The organism is Streptomyces fractus, from assembly GCF_049844455.1.
In the GTDB taxonomy this organism is placed as follows: Bacteria; Actinomycetota; Actinomycetes; order Streptomycetales; family Streptomycetaceae; genus Streptomyces; species Streptomyces fractus.
In genome coordinates, this window is sequence record NZ_JBMYHI010000002.1 from 7,120,622 (window position 1) to 7,140,982 (window position 20,361).

16 protein-coding genes are annotated in these 20,361 nt (G+C 71.5%); 14 read left to right on the top strand and 2 right to left on the bottom strand.

From position 1 onward, the window contains the following. Positions 1-9 precede the first annotated feature (9 nt). On the bottom strand, positions 10-1,686 hold the full coding sequence (locus ACP4E5_RS34270) for a PucR family transcriptional regulator (RefSeq protein ID WP_425835568.1): 1,677 nt from the start codon (positions 1,684-1,686) through the stop codon (positions 10-12). Between the two features lie 55 nt (positions 1,687-1,741). Continuing rightward, complete coding sequence (locus ACP4E5_RS34275) at positions 1,742-3,550, bottom strand: glycoside hydrolase family 15 protein (protein WP_425841867.1); 1,809 nt, start codon at positions 3,548-3,550, stop codon at positions 1,742-1,744. A 522-nt stretch (positions 3,551-4,072) separates the two neighbouring features. Here ACP4E5_RS34275 and ACP4E5_RS34280 point away from each other — a divergent pair. The 14 genes from ACP4E5_RS34280 (at position 4,073) to ACP4E5_RS34345 (ending at position 20,320) form a co-directional block, all read left to right on the top strand. Next, positions 4,073-5,758 (top strand): CTP synthase, encoded by a 1,686-nt coding sequence (locus ACP4E5_RS34280; RefSeq protein ID WP_425835570.1) that lies wholly within the window; start codon positions 4,073-4,075, stop codon positions 5,756-5,758. A gap of 117 nt (positions 5,759-5,875) precedes the next feature. Then, positions 5,876-6,514, top strand: coding sequence for an NUDIX domain-containing protein (locus ACP4E5_RS34285; RefSeq protein WP_425835572.1), 639 nt, complete (start codon positions 5,876-5,878; stop codon positions 6,512-6,514). 358 nt (positions 6,515-6,872) lie between these two features. Beyond that, on the top strand, positions 6,873-8,864 hold the full coding sequence (locus tag ACP4E5_RS34290) for a tetratricopeptide repeat protein (RefSeq protein WP_425841869.1): 1,992 nt from the start codon (positions 6,873-6,875) through the stop codon (positions 8,862-8,864). A gap of 144 nt (positions 8,865-9,008) precedes the next feature. After that, a complete protein-coding gene (gene ald, locus ACP4E5_RS34295) occupies positions 9,009-10,124 on the top strand; it encodes an alanine dehydrogenase (RefSeq protein WP_425835574.1) in 1,116 nt (371 codons plus the stop codon). A gap of 342 nt (positions 10,125-10,466) precedes the next feature. Then, positions 10,467-11,645 (top strand): ParA family protein, encoded by a 1,179-nt coding sequence (locus tag ACP4E5_RS34300; protein ID WP_425835576.1) that lies wholly within the window; start codon positions 10,467-10,469, stop codon positions 11,643-11,645. Further along, positions 11,630-12,211, top strand: coding sequence for a hypothetical protein (locus ACP4E5_RS34305; protein ID WP_425835578.1), 582 nt, complete (start codon positions 11,630-11,632; stop codon positions 12,209-12,211). The genes ACP4E5_RS34300 and ACP4E5_RS34305 overlap by 16 nt, the downstream gene beginning before the upstream one ends. A 27-nt stretch (positions 12,212-12,238) precedes the next feature. Further along, positions 12,239-13,321: a segregation and condensation protein A gene (locus tag ACP4E5_RS34310; RefSeq protein ID WP_425835580.1), complete on the top strand. Its 1,083-nt coding sequence runs from the start codon at positions 12,239-12,241 to the stop codon at positions 13,319-13,321. Then, the gene (scpB, locus tag ACP4E5_RS34315) at positions 13,318-13,950 is read left to right on the top strand and encodes an SMC-Scp complex subunit ScpB (RefSeq protein ID WP_425835582.1); all 633 of its coding nucleotides are present in this window, start codon (positions 13,318-13,320) and stop codon (positions 13,948-13,950) included. Before ACP4E5_RS34310 ends, scpB begins: the two co-directional genes overlap by 4 nt. 10 nt (positions 13,951-13,960) lie before the next feature. Then, positions 13,961-15,139: a pseudouridine synthase gene (locus ACP4E5_RS34320; RefSeq protein WP_425835584.1), complete on the top strand. Its 1,179-nt coding sequence runs from the start codon at positions 13,961-13,963 to the stop codon at positions 15,137-15,139. Positions 15,140-15,286: 147 nt separating this feature from the next. Beyond that, entirely contained in the window at positions 15,287-16,252 is a 966-nt protein-coding gene (locus ACP4E5_RS34325) for a sigma-70 family RNA polymerase sigma factor (RefSeq protein ID WP_425835586.1), read from the top strand. After that, a complete protein-coding gene (locus tag ACP4E5_RS34330) occupies positions 16,249-16,845 on the top strand; it encodes a TIGR03086 family metal-binding protein (protein ID WP_425835588.1) in 597 nt (198 codons plus the stop codon). Before ACP4E5_RS34325 ends, ACP4E5_RS34330 begins: the two co-directional genes overlap by 4 nt. A 132-nt stretch (positions 16,846-16,977) precedes the next feature. Continuing rightward, on the top strand, positions 16,978-18,420 hold the full coding sequence (locus ACP4E5_RS34335; RefSeq protein WP_425835590.1) for an MFS transporter: 1,443 nt from the start codon (positions 16,978-16,980) through the stop codon (positions 18,418-18,420). A gap of 146 nt (positions 18,421-18,566) precedes the next feature. Next, on the top strand, positions 18,567-19,313 hold the full coding sequence (locus ACP4E5_RS34340) for an NUDIX hydrolase (RefSeq protein WP_425835592.1): 747 nt from the start codon (positions 18,567-18,569) through the stop codon (positions 19,311-19,313). After that, positions 19,310-20,320, top strand: coding sequence for an ADP-ribosylglycohydrolase family protein (locus tag ACP4E5_RS34345; protein WP_425835594.1), 1,011 nt, complete (start codon positions 19,310-19,312; stop codon positions 20,318-20,320). The genes ACP4E5_RS34340 and ACP4E5_RS34345 overlap by 4 nt, the downstream gene beginning before the upstream one ends. Positions 20,321-20,361 lie beyond the last annotated feature (41 nt).

The following is a 20,361-nucleotide window of genomic DNA, read 5'->3' on the forward strand; positions in this document are numbered from 1 at the left end:
GCGCACGTCTCAGGCTGACGCGTGCCGCCGCGCACGCAGCGCCAGGCTCAGCGCGAGCACCGTCTGCGGATCGTCCAGGTCCGTGCCGAGCAACTCGCCTATCCGTGCGAGGCGGTTGTAGAGCGTCTGTCGGTTCAGGTGCAGTTCGCGCGCCGTCTCCGCCTTGCGGCCCGCGTGCGCCAGATAGGTCTGGAGGGTGGGCAGCAGCGGCGGCTTCGCCCGCCTGTCGTGCTCCTGGAGCGGGCCGATCGCCCGCTCCACGAACGCCGCCAGGTCCGGATGGTCCCGCAGCCGCCACAGCAGCAGGTCGATGTCCAGGCGCCGCGCGTCGAACCACGGCCGGTCGTCCAGGCCCTGCGCCGCCGTCGCCGTCTCCGCCGCGTGCCGCAGCCCAGCCGCAGCCGCGGCCCAGCCGCCCGCCCCGCCCACCACCACGACCGGCGGCTGCGCGCCCGCCCGCTGCATCCCGGCTCGCGCCGCGCCCGCCCGCAGCGCCGCCGCGACCCGGTCCGCGACCGCCGCCCGCTCCGATTCCGAGCGAAGCCCGAGCAGCAGCGGCACCCGCCCCTCCACGGGCCGCACGCCCAGCAGCACCGGCACCCCGACCGAGGCCAGCTCCTCGGACACGGCCCGCGCGAGCACCGCCCAGCCGCCGCCCGGCGACAGGCCCATCGGCGTCTCCGGCGTGCCCGGCAGCCTCATCACGACGGGCAGCAGCGGCCCGCTCCCGGTCGGCTTGAAGCCGAGGACGCGGGCCTGCGCGGGCGCGTCGTCCGGCGTGATCCGGCCCTCCGCGAGGTCGGTGAGGAAGTCGCCGCGCCCGCGCGCGGCCAGCTCCTCCTCCTGGCGGGCCTGCATGAGCACCACGGCGAGCGACCCGGCGGCCCGCTCGGCGGCGATCCGGTGCACGGGCGCGAGCGTTCCCGACACGGGCAGCAGCACGAGCCTGGCCCGCACGGACCCGGCTCCGGGGCCGCCGCCCGGCACGTCCACGAGAACGGCCCCGCCGGGCGGTTCGTCCTTGTGGGTGGCGCGCATGCCCTCCCACACCTGGAGCGGATCGGTGATGTCGTCCTCGGCGCCGGCCGCGTAGAGCAGCTGACCGTCGGCCGTCTCCAGGAAGACCGGGTTACCGCTGAACTCGGCGAGAATGCGCAGGACTTGGGGGATTCCGCCGCCGCCCAGCAAGGCGTCCGTGCAGCGCCGGTGCACCTCCTCCGCTCGCTGCAACAGCGCGTAGTGCCCGTTGACGATCTCGGTGTGGATCTCCTCCGTCACCGTCACGAACGGCACCTCGCGGTGCAGCTGCACCAGCGGGAGCCCCGCCGCCCGCGCCGTCTCCACGAGGGCCGCGGGCAGCCGGGCGAACCGCTGGCCCAGCTCGATGACGAGCGCCGCGATGCCCCGCTCGGCGAGCTTGCGCACGAAGGCGCGCTGTTCGGCGGGGCGCGTCCCGACCCCGTAGCCCGTCGTCAGCAGCAGTTCGCCGCCCTTGAGCAGCGACGCGATGTTCGGCACCTCGCCGGCGTGCACCCAGCGCACGGTCCGCTGCAACCGCTCCCCGCCCGCCACCACCTCGGGAAGCCCACTGCGCAGCCCGGGAAGCTCCAGGGCGCGCCGCACCGTGATGCCGCTGGGGGAGGGGTACGGGGAGGGCGCGGTGAACTCGGGCGAGGTGCTGTCCATGACACGGACGCTACCGGCGCGCACGCCCGCGCAACATCTCCGCCCCCGCCCCTCGCTAACCTCCGTACGCGCCCGAAGCCGTCAGCCGCAGCGCCGTGTCGATCAGCGGCACGTGGCTGAACGCCTGCGGGAAGTTGCCGACCTGGCGCTGGAGCCGCGGGTCCCACTCCTCGGCGAGCAGGCCCAGATCGTTCCTCAGGGACAGCAGCTTCTCGAAGAGCTTGCGGGCCTCGTCGACCCGGCCGATCATCGCGAGGTCGTCCGCCATCCAGAACGAGCAGGCGAGGAACGCCCCCTCGTCACCGGGCAGTCCGTCGACGCTGCCGTCCTCGCTGTCCGTCGGGTAGCGCAGGATGAAGCCGTCCGGTGTCGACAGCTCCCGCTGGATCGCCTCGATGGTGCCGATGACGCGCTTGTCGTCGGGCGGCAGGAAGCCCATCTGCGGAATCAGCAGCAGCGACGCGTCCAGCTCCTTGCTGCCGTACGACTGCGTGAAGGTGTTGCGCTCCTTGTCGTAGCCCTTCTCGCAGACGTCCCGGTGGATGTCGTCGCGCAGGTCGCGCCACTTCTCCAGCGGGCCGTCCGCGTCCCCGGACTCGATGAGCTTGATGGTGCGGTCCACGGCCACCCACGCCATGACCTTCGAGTGCACGAAGTGCCGGCGCGGACCGCGCACCTCCCAGATGCCCTCGTCCGGCTCGTCCCAGTGACGCTCCAGGTACCGGATGAGCTTGAGCTGGAGCAGCGAGGCGTAGTCGTTCCTCGCGAGACCCGTCATGTGCGCGAGGTGCAGCGCCTCGGTGACCTCGCCGTACACGTCGAGCTGGAGCTGGTGCGCCGCTCCGTTGCCCACGCGTACGGGCCCCGAGTTCTCGTACCCGGGCAGCCAGTCCAGCTCCGCCTCGCCGAGCTCCCGCTCGCCCGCGATGCCGTACATGATCTGGAGGTTCTCCGGGTCGCCCGCGACCGCCCGCAGCAGCCACTCGCGCCAGGCACGCGCCTCCTCCCGGTACCCCGTGCGCAGCAGCGACGACAGGGTGATGGCGGCGTCCCGCAGCCACGTGTACCGGTAGTCCCAGTTCCGTACGCCGCCGATCTCCTCGGGCAGCGAGGTCGTCGGCGCGGCGACGATGCCGCCGGTCGGCGCGTAGGTCAGGGCCTTCAGGGTGATGAGCGAGCGGACGACGGCCTCGCGGTACGGGCCGTGGTAAGTGCAGTGCTCCACCCACTCCCGCCAGAACTGCTCCGTCGCCACCAGGGAGCTCTCCGGGTCCGGCACCGACGGCTGCCCCTTGTGCGAGGGCTGCCACTGGATGCTGAAGGCGACCCGGTCACCGGGCGCCACCGTGAAGTCCGAGTACGTCGTCAGGTCCTTGCCGTACGTCTCCGTCTGCGAGTCCAGCCAGACGGAATCGGGCCCGGCCACGGCGACCGTACGGCCGTCCACCTTGTGCACCCACGGGGTGATCCGGCCGTAGCTGAAGCGCATGCGCAGCGTCGAGCGCATCGGCACGCGCCCGCTCACGCCCTCCACGATCCGGGTCAGTTGGGGTGCGCCGTCGCGCGGCGGCATGAAGTCGGTGACGCGGACCGTGCCGCGTGGCGTGTCCCACTCCGACTCCAGGACCAGCGAATCGCCGCGGTATCCGCGCCGCGCCGCTCTCGGTGGCTCGGCATCGGACGCATGGGCGGGACCCAGGCGCCAGAAGCCGTGGTCCTCGGTGCCGAGCAGCCCGGCGAAAATGGCGTGCGAGTCGAAGCGGGGCAGGCACAGCCAGTCCACTGTGCCGTCCCGGCAGACCAGGGCGGCGGTCTGCATGTCTCCGATGAGTGCGTAATCCTCGATGCGCCCGGCCACGTGCATCTCCAGTCGAACGGCCACGGGTGGAGGGAAAAGGTGGAGCGAGGGGTTGGGGGTGGGGGATGGGACGACGGATCGTGTAGTTCCGTTGATACGCCGTCCGGATACGTCGTTGTCAAACGAACTGACGAGTCGGTTGTTCCGGTTGGGGACCGCGGCGAACGGACGGAGTGCTCCGATGAACGGTGGGGTACGGGCGGGGGTGTTGCCGTCGTGACGCCGTTTTCCGTTGTGACTCGCCTGCCGAGTGTCCGAGCAGGATACGACGCGCTCAAGTGATCCGCGTGCTGCTCAGTACAACGCGTCTGGGCCGTACGGGTGAGTGCCCAGGCCGTGTCCCACCTGCGTGGTGAGCTGTGCGCGGAGCGTGGCCGGAAGCAGCCTCCTCTCGTCGCTGATACCCTGGTAGCCCGTGAGCCGGTGGTCATCGAACCCCCGAACCGCAGCGACGGCGCCTCCCGAAAACTCGGACGAGCGCGTCGGCACGCACCCCACGACCGCGACCACGGGAGCCCCCTCTTGGCCATGCAGCCGAAATCTTCGACGACCAAGCACATCTTCGTCACTGGGGGTGTCGCCTCGTCCCTCGGTAAGGGCCTCACCGCCTCCAGCCTCGGCATGCTGCTCAAGGCCCGTGGCCTCCGTGTCGTCATGCAGAAGCTCGACCCGTACCTGAACGTCGACCCGGGCACGATGAACCCCTTCCAGCACGGCGAGGTGTTCGTCACCAACGACGGCGCCGAGACCGACCTGGACATCGGCCACTACGAGCGCTTCCTCGACATCGACTTCGACGGCTCGGCCAACGTGACCACCGGCCAGGTGTACTCGCAGGTCATCGCCAAGGAGCGGCGCGGCGAGTACCTGGGCGACACCGTCCAGGTCATCCCGCACATCACGAACGAGATCAAGCACCGCATCCGCCGCATGGCGACGGACGAGGTCGACGTCGTGATCACCGAGGTCGGCGGCACCGTCGGCGACATCGAGTCGCTGCCGTTCCTGGAGACCGTCCGCCAGGTCCGCCACGAGGTCGGCCGGGACAACGTGCTGGTCGTCCACATCTCCCTCCTGCCCTACATCGGCCCGTCGGGTGAGCTGAAGACGAAGCCGACGCAGCACTCGGTCGCGGCGCTGCGCAACATCGGTATCCAGCCGGACGCCATCGTGCTGCGCTGCGACCGCGAGGTCCCGACCGCCATCAAGCGCAAGATCAGCCTGATGTGCGACGTCGACGAGGCCGCGGTCGTCGCCTGCCCCGACGCCCCCTCGATCTACGACATCCCGAAGGTCGTGCACGGCGAGGGCCTGGACGCGTACGCCGTCCGCAAGCTGGACCTGCCGTTCCGTGACGTGGACTGGACGCAGTGGGACGACCTGCTCGGCCGCGTCCACAAGCCGGACCACGAGATCGTCATGGCGCTGGTCGGCAAGTACATCGACCTGCCCGACGCCTACCTGTCGGTGACCGAGGCGCTGCGCGCCGGTGGCTTCGCCAACCGGGCCAAGGTCAAGATCAAGTGGGTCACGTCGGACGACTGCAAGACGCCGGCCGGCGCCAAGAAGACGCTCGGCGACGTCGACGCGATCTGCATCCCCGGTGGCTTCGGCGACCGCGGCGTGTCCGGCAAGGTCGGCGCGATCCAGTTCGCCCGCGAGAACAAGATCCCGCTGCTCGGCCTCTGCCTGGGCCTGCAGTGCACGGTGATCGAGGCCGCGCGGAACCTGGCCGACATCCCGGACGCCAACTCGACGGAGTTCGACGCCGCGACCGCCCACCCGGTCATCTCGACCATGGCCGAGCAGCTCGACATCGTCGCCGGTGAGGGCGACATGGGCGGCACGATGCGGCTCGGCATGTACCCGGCGAAGCTCGCCGAGGGCTCCATCGTGCGCGAGGTGTACGACAACAAGGAGTACGTCGAGGAGCGCCACCGTCACCGCTACGAGGTGAACAATGCGTACCGCGCCGAGCTGGAGAAGAAGGCCGGTCTGCAGTTCTCCGGCCTCTCCCCGGACGGCAAGCTCGTCGAGTACGTCGAGTACCCGCGCGAGGTCCACCCCTACCTGGTCGCCACGCAGGCGCACCCGGAGCTGCGCTCGCGTCCGACGCGTCCGCACCCGCTGTTCGCCGGTCTGGTGAAGGCCGCGGTCGAGCGCAAGGTGAAGGCCGCGCAGGGCGGTTCCGCGGGGGCCAAGAAGGCCAAGTAAGGGCTCTGCGGGGCTTGTAACACAAGCGATGTACGGTTACCGGGGTGTACGCCTTTTGCGGCGTGCGCCCCGGTTTCTTATGAGTACAGCTCATGCGTACGTAGGAGGGCTTTCGGTATGACGGCCAGCACGCCGCTCGTGGACACCGCCGAGGAGTGGGAGGTCCGGGCGACCGACACCCCCTTCGTCGGGAACAAGACCTCCGTGCGCACGGACGACGTCGTGATGCCGGACGGCTCCGTCGCCCGGCGCGACTACCAGGTGCACCCCGGCTCGGTGGCCGTGGTGGCCCTCGACGACCAGGACCGGGTGCTCCTCCTCAAGCAGTACCGGCACCCGGTGAGCATGAAGCTCTGGGAGATCCCGGCGGGCCTGCTGGACATCCCCGGCGAGAACCCGCTGCACGCGGCGCAGCGCGAGCTGTACGAAGAGGCGCACGTCAAGGCCGAGGACTGGCGGGTCCTCACGGACGTCTACACGACGCCGGGCGGCTGCTCCGAGGCCGTCCGCATCTTCCTCGCGCGGGACCTCTCCGAGGCGGAGGGCGAGCGGTTCGAGGTGGAGGAGGAAGAGGCGGACATGGAGTTCGCGCGGGTGCCTCTGGCGGAGCTCGTCCGGGGTGTCCTCGCGGGCGAGCTGCACAACAACTGCCTTGTGGTGGGCGCGCTTTCGCTGAGCGCTGTGCTTGCGGGGGACGGTGTGGACTCGCTGCGTCCGGCCGACGCGGAGTGGCCCGCGCGGCCGTTCGAGGCGTAACCGATTGAGCCCCTGCGGCGTTGCGGCCTCGGGGCTCTGCCCCGGACCCCGCTCCTCAAGCGCCGGAGGGGCTGGATTCGCGGTCCTGTTTTAGATCACACGATCCGCTGATCCGATCAGGCGACTTGGGCGCGCCGTGTGCCAAGGGCGGCCTCACCTCCTCAACTAGGCTCGGGAACGCCCCCTGCCGACCCCCGGAGGGGATGGGTGAGACGGAGCGTGGCCCGTGACGGATCAGGCGGTCGAGTCGGACGACGTGACGGAGGCCGAGTCGGCCCCCGAACGGTCCCGCAAGAGGCGTCGCACCCGTCGGGGGCAAGAGGTGGCGGAGCGTCAGTTCCTGGGGCGCAAGCGGGAGTTGTCGCAGCTTCGGTCCGACATCGAGCGGGCCGGGCTCGACACGCTCTCGGGGCGCAAGGCGCCCCGTGCCCGGGTGCTCCTGATCGCCGGGCGCCCGGGCACGGGGCGTACCGCCCTCGCCGAAGAGCTGCTGCGCACCGTCGCCGACCAGTACCCCGACGGCACCCTGCGGACCCGGCTGACCGCCCCCGACGGCACCCCCGTCCCCACCGAACGCGTCCTGCGCGGACTGCTGGACGCGCTCGGGCTCCCCGCCCCGCCCGGTGAAGGCGCGGACGACCTAGCCGAGCGGCTGCGCGAGGGCCTCGCGGTGCGCCGCGTGGTGCTGCTGCTCGACGACGCGGGCAGCGCCGAGCAGGTCGACCCGCTGCTCCCCGACACCCCGGACTGCCTCGCCGTGGCCGTCGCCGAGGGCCCGCTGACCGGGATCCCGGACGTGCGGCCGTGCACGCTCGGCGGCCTCGACACCAAGGCCGCGCTCGAACTCCTCACCCGGCACACCGGTTCGGTCCGTGTCACCTGCGACCCGCGCTCGGCCGAGTCCCTGGTCGAGCTGTGCGGCGCCGAACCCGCCGCCCTGGACATCGCGGGCGGCTGGCTCGCCGCGCGCCCCAAGGAATCCGTCGCCGACCTGGCCAAGCAGTTGCATGCCCTTGAGCCCGACGGGTCCGCCCTCGCGCGCGTCTTCCGGTTCGCCTACGAATCGTTGCCCGGGCCCGCCGCCCGGATACTGCGCTACCTGTGCCTCGCCCCCGAGGGACACGTCGACCCGCACACCGCGTCGGCGCTCGCCGGCTGCTCGGTCGCGGCGGCCCACTCCACCCTCGACGCCTTCGTCACCCTCGGCCTGGTCCGCGGCGTCGACTCCGAGCTGCCGCAGTACGAGGTGCCCGGCTGCCTCGCGCCGTTCCTGCGCGGGCTCACCGAGACGGTCGACCGGCCCGGGGAGGTGCAGCTGGCCCGGGCCCGGATGCTGGAGCGGACCGTGCGGCTGCTGACCTCGTGCCGAGCCGTCACCGAACCCTTCGACTCGCCGGCCCGCAAGAAGCTGGCCGGGCTGCCGAGCGCCCTGCGCTTCGCCGACCGCGAGGCGGCCGCCGAGTGGCTGCGCGTGCGGCAGCCCGCGCTCCTCGCCGCGGCCCGACTGGCCGTGGCCGACGGGGAGTTGGACACGCTCGCGCGCCGCCTCATGGCCGCTCTCGTACGGGCGATCGTGGCGCACCGGGGGACCGAGGACGCCGCGCCCGAGCTGTACGGGATCCACCGGCTCGTGCTCGATGTCGCCGAGCGCCGGAACCTGCCGAGGGAGCAGGCCGCCGCCCTCCTCAACCTCGCCGACCTCGACGCCAGGACCGGCCGCACGCACGAGGCGCTGGCCCGCTACCGGGCCGCGCTCGACGCGGGACGCGCCGCGCAGGACCCGTACGCGACGGGCCGCGCGATGGAATCCGTAGGCGGCGCCCACCAGTCGCTGGGGGACTGGCAGCGGGCCGCCGACTGGTACGGGCGGGCCCTCGCCCAGCGGCTCACGCGCGGCGAGCGGGCCGACGCCGCGCGCCTCCATGGACGTATCGCGGGAGTCCACACGTACGCGGGCCGTTACGGCGAGGCGCTGCGCTGCTGGCGCTCGGCCGTCGCCGGGTACCGCAAGGAGGGCGATGTGCCCGCGCAGGCGCGGGCGTTGAGCGAATTGGCGCGGGTGCTCGAATACGCCGGCCGGCCCGAGGAGTCGCTGCACACCTGCCAGGAGGCGATCGAGTGGGCGCGCCAGGCGCAGGACGCGCGGCTCCAGGCCGCGCTCCAGCTGCGCCTCGCCGACACGCTCGACCGGCTCGGCGACCCCGCCGCGGCCAAGCTGCACCGGGGTGCGGCCGAGCGCATGCTGGGAGAGGAACTCGCAGGTGGACCGGCAGGGGACCCAGCGGAAGCAAACCCTTCGGAACAAGCCGCTAACACCTGCGAAATCCGTAGCGCATCCGCAGAAGATTGATGCATCGAAAGGCTAGACAGCTCAATAACCTTCATTAGACTGGCTCTGCCGCGGTCATTCGTGGCGTCTCCCGGTGCGTCCCGTGGTGTGCCGGTATGTAGTGCATTGCCCGTTTAATCCCTGAGCCAAGGACCGTGATCGACGATGAAGGTCGGCATCCCCCGCGAGGTCAAGAACAACGAGTTCCGGGTGGCCATCACCCCTGCCGGCGTGCACGAGCTGGTGCGCCACGGCCACCAGGTCTTCGTCGAGCAGAACGCCGGTGTGGGCTCCTCGATCACGGACGCCGAGTACGTCTCGGCCGGCGCGAAGATCCTCGGCGCCGCCGACGAGGTCTGGGCCACCGCGGACCTGCTGCTGAAGGTCAAGGAGCCGATCGCGGAGGAGTACCACCGCCTCCGCAAGGACCAGACGCTCTTCACGTACCTGCACCTGGCCGCGTCCAAGGAGTGCACCGACGCGCTCCTGGAGTCGGGCACGACCGCCATCGCGTACGAGACGGTCGAGACCGCGAACCGCCAGCTGCCGCTGCTCGCCCCGATGTCCGAGGTCGCGGGCCGCCTCGCCCCGCAGGTCGGCGCCTACCACCTGCTGGCCGCCAACGGCGGTCGCGGTGTGCTGCCCGGCGGTGTCCCCGGTGTGCACGCGGGCAAGGCCGTCGTCATCGGCGGTGGCGTCTCCGGCTGGAACGCCGCGACGATCGCCATCGGCATGGGCTTCCACGTGACCCTGCTCGACAAGGACATCAACAAGCTGAAGGAAGCCGACAAGGTCTTCGGCACGAAGATCCAGACCGTCGTCTCCAACGCCTTCGAGCTGGAGAAGGCCTGCCTGGAGGCCGACCTCGTCATCGGCGCCGTCCTGATCCCCGGCGCCAAGGCGCCGAAGCTGGTCACCAACGAGCTCGTGTCCCGCATGAAGCCCGGAAGTGTCCTTGTCGACATCGCGATCGACCAGGGCGGCTGCTTCGAGGACTCGCACGCGACCACGCACGCCGAGCCCACCTTCAAGGTGCACAATTCGGTCTTCTACTGCGTCGCCAACATGCCCGGCGCGGTGCCCAACACCTCGACGTACGCGCTGACCAACGCCACGCTCCCGTACATCGTGGAGCTCGCGAACCGCGGCTGGGCCGAGGCCCTGCGCCGCGACGCGGCCCTCGCCCTGGGTCTCAACACCCATGACGGCAAGGTCGTTTACAAGGAGGTCGCCGAGGCGCACGGCCTCGAGCACCTCGACCTCGAGAGCCTCCTCGGCTGACCCACATCGAGGGCGACGTCAACGAAAGTCGTCAATCTCACGCCTACGGCCGGACCTTGTCAGGGGTCCGGCCGTACGTGTAGGGGAACGGTACGGGTCCGGACATGGTCAACTCGCCTTGAACGTAACCCTTTACCCGATTCGCGAGGCGACGAAATGCACCGAAGAGCCGTCGTACGCCCTTGACATGAGGGTGTTTCGTTACCGACACATCGGGCCGGGTCCGGCGGATTGTGTTGCTGCGGACCGGTGACACGCCATAGAGTCGCCAACCGTCGGCATGGTGCCACGCTGACCTATCGATAAATGTTCCTGGCCATATCCAAGGAGGTAAGACGACTTGTGAATGAGTCGACATTTACTCCCGGAGGTGGCCAGCCAGGCGGACAGGTTCCCGCGGGGCTTCAGGCTGTCGGCCCCGTCGCTGTGCGTACCTTCGCTGCCCATCAGAGCAGTTATCAGGGCATCCCCCAGCAGAGTCCGACGCAGACAGCAGACCAGAGCATGGATGGCCATCACGTGAACGCCATGGCCGGCGACCGAAGCGGCGACACACAAAGTCACTTCGCCGACTACGACACCCTGCCCGAGGGGTCGTTCTACGACCCCGACGCCGAGTACGAGCCCGATCCCGAGTACGCGGCCACGCTCGCCCCCGACGCTGCCCGCCAGCGCCGCGAGCGCGTCGGTCCCACCGGGCGTCCGTTGCCGTACTTCCCGATTCCAGGACCGCTGACCGACCACGGCCCGGCGAAGATCATCGCGATGTGCAACCAGAAGGGTGGCGTCGGCAAGACCACGTCGACCATCAACCTGGGTGCCGCGCTCGCCGAGTACGGGCGCCGGGTCCTGCTCGTCGACTTCGACCCGCAGGGTGCCCTGTCGGTCGGCCTCGGCGTGAACCCGATGGAGCTCGACCTCACGGTCTACAACCTGCTCATGGAGCGGGGGATGGCCGCGGACGAGGTCCTGCTGAAGACCGCCGTTCCGAACATGGACCTGCTCCCCAGCAATATCGACTTGTCCGCTGCCGAGGTGCAGTTGGTCAGCGAGGTGGCGCGCGAGTCCACGCTTCAGCGGGCGCTCAAGCCGCTGATGGCCGACTACGACTACATCGTGATCGACTGTCAGCCCTCGCTCGGCCTGCTGACCGTGAACGCGCTGACGGCGGCTCACAAGGTCATCGTTCCGCTGGAGTGCGAGTTCTTCGCGCTGCGTGGTGTGGCCCTGCTGACCGAGACGATCGAGAAGGTCCAGGAGCGGCTCAACCCGGACCTGGAGCTCGACGGGATCCTCGCCACGATGTACGACTCGCGGACCGTGCACAGCCGTGAGGTGCTCGCGCGCGTGGTCGAGGCGTTCGACAACAACGTCTACCACACGGTGATCGGCAGAACCGTTCGCTTCCCGGAGACCACGGTCGCCGGTGAGCCGATCACCACGTACGCCTCGAACTCGGTCGGTGCCGCGGCCTATCGTCAGCTTGCCAGGGAGGTGCTCGCCCGGTGTCACGCCGAGTGAGTCTGCCGGGGGCCGACGAACTGTTCCGTACGACCGGGGGCATGGGGCTGCAGGCGTCGTCGCCGAGACGCCCGGCGAACGGCGAGGCGCGGGTCCCCCCGCCCGCCGGTGAGAGCGACGAGGCGGCCGCCGCCTCCGACGGTGACGCGGAGGCGGCTCCCGCCTCCTCCGGTTCCGGCGAGCACTCCGCCGCCGAGGCGGAGTCGGACGCCGGGTCGCGGACCCGGGCCGCCGCCGCGGAGGGCGCGGAGAAGGCGGGACGCAGGGCCTCCGGCGGGGCGCAGGAAGGTTCCGGGGGGCGGGGTTCCACCGCGGCGGCGCGGAAGCGGTCGCGTGCGGCGAACCGGCGGCCCAGTGGGCGTGAGCGGCACGACGAGAAGATCACCGTGTACGTGTCCGCCGAGGAGCTGATGGACCTCGAGCACGCGCGGCTGGTGCTGCGCGGTGAGCACGGGCTGGCTGTCGACCGGGGGCGCATCGTGCGTGAGGCGGTCGCCGTGGTCCTGGCCGACCTGGAGTCCCGTGGGGACGCGAGCATTCTTGTACGCCGGCTGCGGGGGCGCTAGGCGCTGGGCGGGTAGCGTCCTGCGTTGATGTCCGTTAACGAATCCTCTGGTCCGCCGCCGGCTGGTCGTCGGCGTGCGTTGGGTCGTGGTGCGCTCTCCGAACCGGAGCCGGGGCCCGAGCCGTCGGAGCCTTCGGCCGGAACCGGGGGCCGCCTTGCCCACCCTGCCGCCCAAGGCGGCAGATTGCCCAAGGCGGCGGAGCCGGAGCCGCAGAGGGCGGCCGAAGTGGGCGGGGGAGCCCAGGCGGCGGAGCCGGAGGCGGGAGTTGGCGCCGGGGAGAAGGGTGCTGAGGTTGATGACGGGAAGTTCAAGGTTCGGCTCGATAATTTCGAGGGGCCGTTCGATCTTCTGTTGCAGCTGATCTCCAAGCACAAGCTCGACGTCACCGAGGTCGCCCTGTCGAGGGTCACCGATGAGTTCATGGCCCACATCCGGGCCATGGGCGCCGACTGGGACCTCGACCAGACGACGGAGTTCCTCGTCGTCGCCGCGACGCTGCTCGACCTGAAGGCCGCCCGCCTGCTGCCCGCCGCCGAGGTGGAGGACGAGGCCGACCTGGCCCTCCTGGAGGCGCGGGACCTGCTGTTCGCGCGCCTGCTCCAGTACCGCGCGTACAAACAGATCGCCGACATCTTCAGCGGGCGGATGGAGGACGAGGCGCGGCGCTACCCGCGGACCGTCGGCCTCGAGCCGCACCACGCCGCGCTGCTGCCCGACGTCGTCATCAACATCGGCGCCGAGGGGTTCGCCAAGCTCGCCGTGAAGGCGATGCAGCCCAAGCCCAAGCCGCAGGTGTACGTCGAGCACATCCACGCGCCGCTGGTGAGCGTGCAGGAGCAGGCGCAGTACGTCGTGGCCCGGCTGAAGGAGGTCGGCGAGGCCCCGTTCCGGGAGCTCGTCGCCGACACGGACGACACGCTCACCGTCGTCGCCAGGTTCCTGGCGCTGCTGGAGCTGTACCGGGAGAAGGCCGTCGGGCTTGAGCAGGAGACGGCCCTCGGGGAGCTGATCGTGCGCTGGACCGGTGGTGACGGTGATTCCGAGCCCGTCGTCACGGACGAGTTCGACCGGGCGCCCGAAGTGCCCGAGCAGAAGGAGGCTGCCACGTGAGCGAGCAGGACCCCGGCGGCGTGGCGGAGCTTGACCTCAAGCCCGCCCTGGAAGCCGTACTCATGGTGGTCGACGAGCCCGCCACCGAGGAGCATCTGGCGAAGATCCTGCAGCGGCCCAGGAGGGCCGTGAGCGACTCGCTGCGGGAGCTGGCCGACGAGTACCGCGTGCAGGGGCGCGGCTTCGAGCTGCGGCTCGTGGCGGGCGGCTGGCGCTTCTACACCCGGCCCGAGTACGCCGCCGCCGTCGAGGGCTTCGTGCTGGACGGGCAGGTGGCGAGGCTCACCCAGGCGGCCCTGGAGACCCTCGCGGTCGTCGCGTACCGGCAGCCGGTCAGCCGTTCCCGGGTCTCCGCGGTGCGCGGAGTGAACTGTGACGGGGTCATGAGGACCCTGTTGCAGCGGGGTCTGGTGGAGGAGGCGGGCGCGGAACCCGAAACAGGTGCGATCCTGTATAGGACGACGAACTACTTTCTGGAGCGGATGGGCCTGCGCGGCCTGGACGAGCTGCCGGAACTCGCGCCCTTCCTCCCCGAGGCGGACGCGATCGAGGGCGATACGCAGGAAGGGGTCCCGTCGTTCGACCCGGACGCACCCGATGCGCCGGGTACCGAGGACGTAGACGACTAACGGAAATTTGATGCGAAGCAGCAGCGGCAGGAACAGCAGCGGAAACAACGGCGGGAGCCGTGGTGGCAACAGCAGCGGCCGCGGCGGGAACAGCGGGGGTCGCGGCAATCAGCGCGGCGCTGGCAACAACCGCGACGACAGGCGTGACGTCAGGCGGGACGACAAGCGCGACGACAAGCGTGACGACAAGCCCGCTCGCCCGAAGCGGCCGCGTCCCGAGGAGCGGCTCTACGACGTGGGCCCGAACGCCACGAAGGACGGTTCGAAGTCGGGCCGTGGCGCCTCCGCGCGCGGCGGCGCCAAGGGCGGCCCCAAGCGCGGCCAGCACCAGGGGCCCGGCGGGCAGCGGCGCCGCACGGCTCCCTCGCGGTCGCGTGAGTACGAGACGCGGACCGAGGAGCGCAACCGCGAGCGGTACGCGGGCAAGCCGGAGGTCAAGCTCCCGAAGACGTTCCCCGGTGCCGAGCAGGAGGGCGAGCGGCTCCAGAAGGTGCTCGCCCGCGCCGGTTACGGTTCGCGGCGCGCCTGCGAGGAGCTGGTCGACGAGGCCCGTGTCGAGGTCAACGGCGAGATCGTCATGGAGCAGGGCCTCCGTGTCGACACGGAGAAGGACGAGATCAAGGTCGACGGGCTGACCGTGGCCACGCAGTCGTACCAGTTCTTCGCGCTGAACAAGCCGGTCGGTGTCGTCTCCACCATGGAGGACAACGAGGGGCGGCAGTGCCTCGGCGACTACACGAACAACCGTGAGACGCGGCTCTTCCACGTCGGTCGGCTCGACACCGAGACCGAGGGCGTCATCCTGCTCACCAACCACGGTGAGCTGGCCCACCGCCTCACGCACCCGAAGTACGGCGTGAAGAAGGTCTACCTCGCGCACCTCGTCGGCCCGATCCCGCGGGACCTGGGCAAGCGGCTCAAGGACGGCATCGAGCTGGAGGACGGGTACGCGCGCGCGGACCACTTCCGCATCGTCGAGCAGACCGGCAAGAACTACCTGGTCGAGGTCACCCTGCACGAGGGCCGCAAGCACATCGTGCGGCGGATGCTGGCCGAGGCCGGCTTCCCGGTCGACAAGCTGGTGCGGGTCGCCTTCGGTCCGATCACGCTGGGCGACCAGAAGTCGGGCTGGCTGCGGCGTCTGTCGAACACCGAGGTCGGCATGCTGATGCAGGAGGTCGACCTCTAGGCGTCGACCCCTCGCCACGGGTACGTAGGTACTCAGGTGTAGGTACGTCGGCCGGTTCCGGAGAAATCCGGGGCCGGCCGATTCCTTTTCGCGCGCCTGCCGGTCAGTACCGGGAAGGGCACATGGGCGAAGGGGTGGGTGGGTGGCATGGCGGATCGTGAGGAGTTCGTGCGGGTGGCGGAGCCGCTGCGGCGGGAGCTGCTCGCGCACTGCTACCGGATGCTCGGCTCCGTTGACGAGGCCGAGGACCTGGTGCAGGAGACGTATCTGCGGGCCTGGCGCGCGTACGACGGGTTCGAGGGGCGGGCCAGCGTGCGGACGTGGCTGTACCGGATCGCCACCCGGACCTGTCTGACGGCCATCGAGACGCGGGGCAGGCGCCCGCTGCCGTCGGGGATCGGCGCCCCGTCGGACGCCCCGGAGGAGCCGGTGGGGCGGCCCGCGAGCGATGTGCCGTGGCTGCAGCCGCTGCCGGACGCGCTGGTCGACCCGGCGGCGCTCGCCGTCGCGCGCGGCAGCCTGCGGCTCGCCCTGGTCGCCGCGCTCCAGGAGCTGCCCGCGCGGCAGCGGGCGGTGCTGATCCTGCGGGAGGTCCTCGCCTGGCGCGCCACGGAGATCGCGGCGGCGCTCGGCACCAGCACGGCGGCGGTCAAGAGCGCCCTCCAACGCGCACGGGCGAGGCTCGACGAGGTGGCGCCCGCCGAGGACCTGCTCACCGAACCGGCGCGCGGCGACGAACGGGCCCTGGTGGAGCGGTACATGGCCGCCTTCGACCGGGGCGACGCCGACGCGCTCGCCCAACTCCTGTACGACGGGATCGAGTTGGAGATGCCGCCGTACGCCGTGTGGTTCAGCGGCAAGAAGGATGTGCTGGCCTTCCTGGGGCCCCGGGTGCTCGATCTGTTCGGGGCCAGGCGGATCCGGATGGTCCCGACGCGCGCCAACGGGCAGCCCGCGGTGGGGGCTTACGAGCCGGGGCCCGACGGCGTGTACCGGGCGCACGCCGTGCACGTGCTCACGGCGGGGCCGGACAAGGAGCGCCTGGCACGCATCACCGCGTTCCTCGACCCCGGGCTCGTCGAGCGCTGCGGGCTGCCGCCGGTGCTGCCGTGAACGCCGACGAGCTGCTGGAGCGCGCCCTCGCGTACGCGCTCGGCAGCCTGGCGGGGCTGGGGCCCGGTCAGCTGGCGCGGGCCACTCCCTGCGCGCGGTGGGACCTCGGGGAGCTCCTCGCGCATTTCAACGACTCCCTCGACGCGATCGGGGAGGGGCTCGGGAGCGGCTGTGTGGCGCTCGACGGCGGGCCCTGTCCCGTGGTGGCGGGGAGCGACCCGGGTGCGGGGTTCCGGGAGCGGGCCCGGGGACTGCTGGGTACGGCGGTGCGCGGCGGTCGTCCCGTGGTCGTCGCGGACCGGGGGCTGTCCGTGGAGATCGTGGCCGCCGTCGGCGCCGTGGAGATCGCCGTGCACGGCTGGGACGTGGCGCAGGCGCGCGGGGAGCGGCGGCCCGTGCCGCCCGCGCTCGCGGCCGAACTGCTGCCGCTGGCCCGCCTGTTCGTGACCGGCGAGGAGCGGGGCGTGAACTTCGCCGAACCCGTCGGCGTGGCCTCCGGCGCCTGCCCGGGGGACCGGCTCGTCGCCTTCCTGGGGCGCCGCCCGGGGCCGCCGCGATTCCTTTCCGTGGCGGGCCCGGTCTGTCTTCCGTGACTGCGCATCACTGAAATTCACCTCGTGAAGGCGGTCCGGCCGACCGCGCTGACCTGCCTGTTCGGCCGGGGGTCCGGGGGTTGTCCCCCGGGAAGACGCAGTACACGTACGTCCGGAAGGACAGTCACCGTCATGGCAGACACAGAAATCGTCGTCGGCCCGCCCGGTCCAGTGACCCGGCGGCCCACGGCACCCACCCCCGCGGCGCCGCCCGTGCGCCGCGCCTGGACCGTGGCGCTCGCCGGGCTCGGCGCGCTGCTCGGATCGCTCGACGTGGTCGTCGTCTCCACCGCGCTGCCCGCCCTGCGGGCCGACTTCGGGGCGAGCCTGTCGCAGCTGGAGTGGACGATCAACGCGTACAACCTGGTCTTCGCCTGTCTCACGCTGACGGGCGCGGCGCTCGGGGACCGGTTCGGGCGGCGCCGGATGTTCGTCGCCGGGCTCGCCCTGTTCGCCGTGGCCTCCGTCGTCGCGGCGCTCGCCCCCGGAGCGGGGCTGCTCATCGCGGCGCGGGCCGTGCAGGGCGCGGGCGGCGCGCTCGTGCTGCCGCTGACCCTCACGCTCATCAGTGACGCGTTCCCCGCGGAGAAGCGGGGCGTGGCCATCGGGATGTGGGGCGGGGTCACCGGGATCGGGGTGGCGACCGGTCCTGTGCTCGGCGGGGCCGTCACCGAGGGGCTCTCCTGGCAGTGGATCTTCTGGATCAACGTGCCGATCGGGCTCGCCATGATCCCGTTGGCGCTGCTCAAGCTGCGTGAGAGCCGGGGTCCGAGGCCGCAACTCGACCTGGTGGGGCTCGTGTTGGCGGCCGTCGGGATGTGGGCGCTCACCTGGGCTCCCGCGCGGGCGCCTGCGGCCGGGTGGGGGAGCGCAGAGGTGATCGGTTCGCTGGTCGGCGGCGTCGTGTTCGTCGTGGCGTTCCTGCGGTGGGAGCGGCGGGCCAGGTACCCGATGCTGCCGCTCGCGTACTTCAGGCTGCGCGGGTTCTCCGCCGCGAACGGGGCGCTGTTCCTGCAACTCGTGTCGCTGCTGGGCGCGCTGTTCATGATCTCCCAGCTGTTCCAACTGGGGCTCGGCAACTCGCCGTTCGAGGCGGGCGTGCGGATCCTGGTGTGGACGGGCATGCCGCTCATCGTCGCCCCGCTCGCGGGCGCGCTCGCCGACCGGTACGGCAACCGGCTCTTCATGTTCACCGGACTCGTCCTGGAGGCGATCGGCCTGGGCCTGATGGCGGTGCTCACCGAGCCGGGGGTCGCGTACGGGACGCTCGTGCTGCCGCTGGTCCTCGCCGGGGTCGGCATCTCCATGGTCTTCCCGACCGCCGCCAACGCCGTCACCTCGGCCGTGCCGCCCGCCGACGCGGGCGTGGCCTCGGGCGTGAACATGGCGCTGCGGGAGCTGGGCGGGGTGTTCGGCGTGGCGATCGCGGCCGTCGTGTTCGCGCGGGCCGGCGGGTACGGGTCGTCGGAGGCGTTCATGGACGGGTTCGTGCCCGCGCTGTGGGTGTCGGCGGGGGCCGCGGCGGCGGGCGCGGTGGTCGCGGTGCTCGTACCGGGGAAACCGGCGGGCCGCTGAGGCATCGAGGTTCGTTCGCCGCGATCTCTTGCGTGCCCCCACCCCTCTCTTTATAGTCAACTAGACATTAAAGAGAGGGGTGGGTCATGCCGGAGCAAGGAACGCGGGGGGCGCGGGAAAAGCAGGAAACGCGGGAACCGCAGGGGATGCGGGAATCGCAGGGGGTGTCGGGATACGACAAGCACGCCTACGAGCCCTTCGCCGTCACCGTCGACCTCGCCGTCTTCACGCTGCGCGGCGGGACGCTTCAGATCCTGCTCGTCGAGCGCGGGCACGCGCCCTACGCGGGGCGCTGGGCGCTGCCCGGCGGGTTCCTGGAGCCGCACGAGTCCGCGGAGAGCGCGGCGCGGCGCGAGCTCGCCGAGGAGACCGGGCTCGCCGACGTCGCCGGGCTGCACCTGGAACAGCTGCGTACGTACAGCGAACCGAGCCGCGACCCCCGGATGCGCGTGGTGTCCGTCGCGTTCGCCGCGCTTGTCCCCGACGCCCCGCAGGCGCACAGCGGCGGGGACGCGGCGCGGGCCGCCTGGATGCCGTACGGGACGCAGGGGCCGCTCGCCTTCGACCACGACCGGATCCTCGCCGACGCCCATGAGCGGATCGGCGGGAAGCTCGAATACACCTGCCTCGCCACCGCGTTCTGCCCGCCCGAGTTCACCCTCGGCGAGCTGCGGCAGGTCTACGAGGTGGTGTGGGGCACCGACCTCGACCCGGCGAACTTCCGGCGCAAGGTGCTCGCGACGCCCGGCTTCGTCGAGCAGATCCCCGGCGCGTCCCGGCTCACCGGCGGACGCGGCAAGCCCGCCGCGCTGTACCGGGCCGGGGGCGCCGACTCGCTCCATCCGCCCCTGCTGCGGCCCGCGCACGAGCCCTCGGAAGGAACCCGCCGATGACCGGCCACCGCCCCGCCACCGGATCACTGCTCGGCCTCGCGCTCGGGGACGCCCTCGGCTACCCGACCGAGTTCAGCGACGTCCCCGCCATCCTCGACCAGCACGGGCCCTGGCGGGAGATGGAGCTGCCGGGCCACCCCGTCGCGTACGTCACCGACGACACGCAGATGGCGCTCGCCGTGGCGCGGGCGCTGAACAGGAGCGGATCCGTCGCGCCGGACAGCTTCGAGGGGCCGCTGCGCCAGGAGTTCGTCGACTGGTACCGGTCCCCGGACAACAACCGCGCGCCCGGCAACACGTGTCTGCGGGCGTGTGGGCTGCTGGAGACGGAGAGCCGGTCCTGGCAGGAGGCCAGCCAGGTGCAGAGCAAGGGCTGCGGCGCCAATATGCGGGTCACTCCGATCGGGCTCGTCCCCGGGCTCAGCGCCGAACAGCGGGCGGGCGCCGCCCAGTTGCAGGCGGGCCTCACCCACGGACACCCCACCGGCCTCGCCGCCGCCGACCTCACCGCGCACGCCGTACGCCTCCTCGCCGACGGCGCCGAGCCGACCGGCCTCGTCGGGATGCTGCGCTCCTACGCGTACGAGAACCGGGAGACGTACCACGAGGCCTGGCTCGGTGACCTGTGGCGGCGCGGCGACGAGGCGACGCCGCAGCGGTTCATCGCGCGGGGCTGGGACGAGTGCCTCGGCGCGCTCGACCGGGTGCGGGAGGCGCTGCGTGTGCCGTCCCGGGAGACCGACCCCTGCCTGGCCACGGGGGCCGGCTGGGTTGCCGAAGAGGCGTTGGCCACGGGGCTGTTGTGCTTTCTGCTGTTCGTCGACGAGCCGGTTCTCGTGCTGCGTCGCGCCGCGTGCACCTCCGGTGACTCGGACTCGATCGCGGCGTTGGGTGGGGCGTTCGCGGGGGCGTATCTCGGTGCGGATGTGTGGCCGGGGGAGTGGGTGGGGCGTATCGAGCATCGGGGCGAGTTGGTGGGGGTGGGGGAGGGGTGGGATGTGGGGTGACCCGTTTGTGTGGGGCGTGACGGGGTTGGCGTCGCGGGGCT

Coding starts and splice junctions, on each gene's coding strand:
- ald (WP_425835574.1), top strand. CDS start 9,009: ATGAAGGTCGGCATCCCCCGCGAGGTCAAGAACAACGAGTTCCGGGTG.
- ACP4E5_RS34340 (WP_425835592.1), top strand. CDS start 18,567: ATGCGGGAATCGCAGGGGGTGTCGGGATACGACAAGCACGCCTACGAG.
- ACP4E5_RS34325 (WP_425835586.1), top strand. CDS start 15,287: ATGGCGGATCGTGAGGAGTTCGTGCGGGTGGCGGAGCCGCTGCGGCGG.
- ACP4E5_RS34275 (WP_425841867.1), bottom strand. CDS start 3,550: ATGCACGTGGCCGGGCGCATCGAGGATTACGCACTCATCGGAGACATG.
- ACP4E5_RS34270 (WP_425835568.1), bottom strand. CDS start 1,686: ATGGACAGCACCTCGCCCGAGTTCACCGCGCCCTCCCCGTACCCCTCC.
- ACP4E5_RS34285 (WP_425835572.1), top strand. CDS start 5,876: ATGACGGCCAGCACGCCGCTCGTGGACACCGCCGAGGAGTGGGAGGTC.
- ACP4E5_RS34320 (WP_425835584.1), top strand. CDS start 13,961: ATGCGAAGCAGCAGCGGCAGGAACAGCAGCGGAAACAACGGCGGGAGC.
- ACP4E5_RS34345 (WP_425835594.1), top strand. CDS start 19,310: ATGACCGGCCACCGCCCCGCCACCGGATCACTGCTCGGCCTCGCGCTC.
- ACP4E5_RS34310 (WP_425835580.1), top strand. CDS start 12,239: ATGTCCGTTAACGAATCCTCTGGTCCGCCGCCGGCTGGTCGTCGGCGT.
- ACP4E5_RS34280 (WP_425835570.1), top strand. CDS start 4,073: ATGCAGCCGAAATCTTCGACGACCAAGCACATCTTCGTCACTGGGGGT.
- ACP4E5_RS34335 (WP_425835590.1), top strand. CDS start 16,978: ATGGCAGACACAGAAATCGTCGTCGGCCCGCCCGGTCCAGTGACCCGG.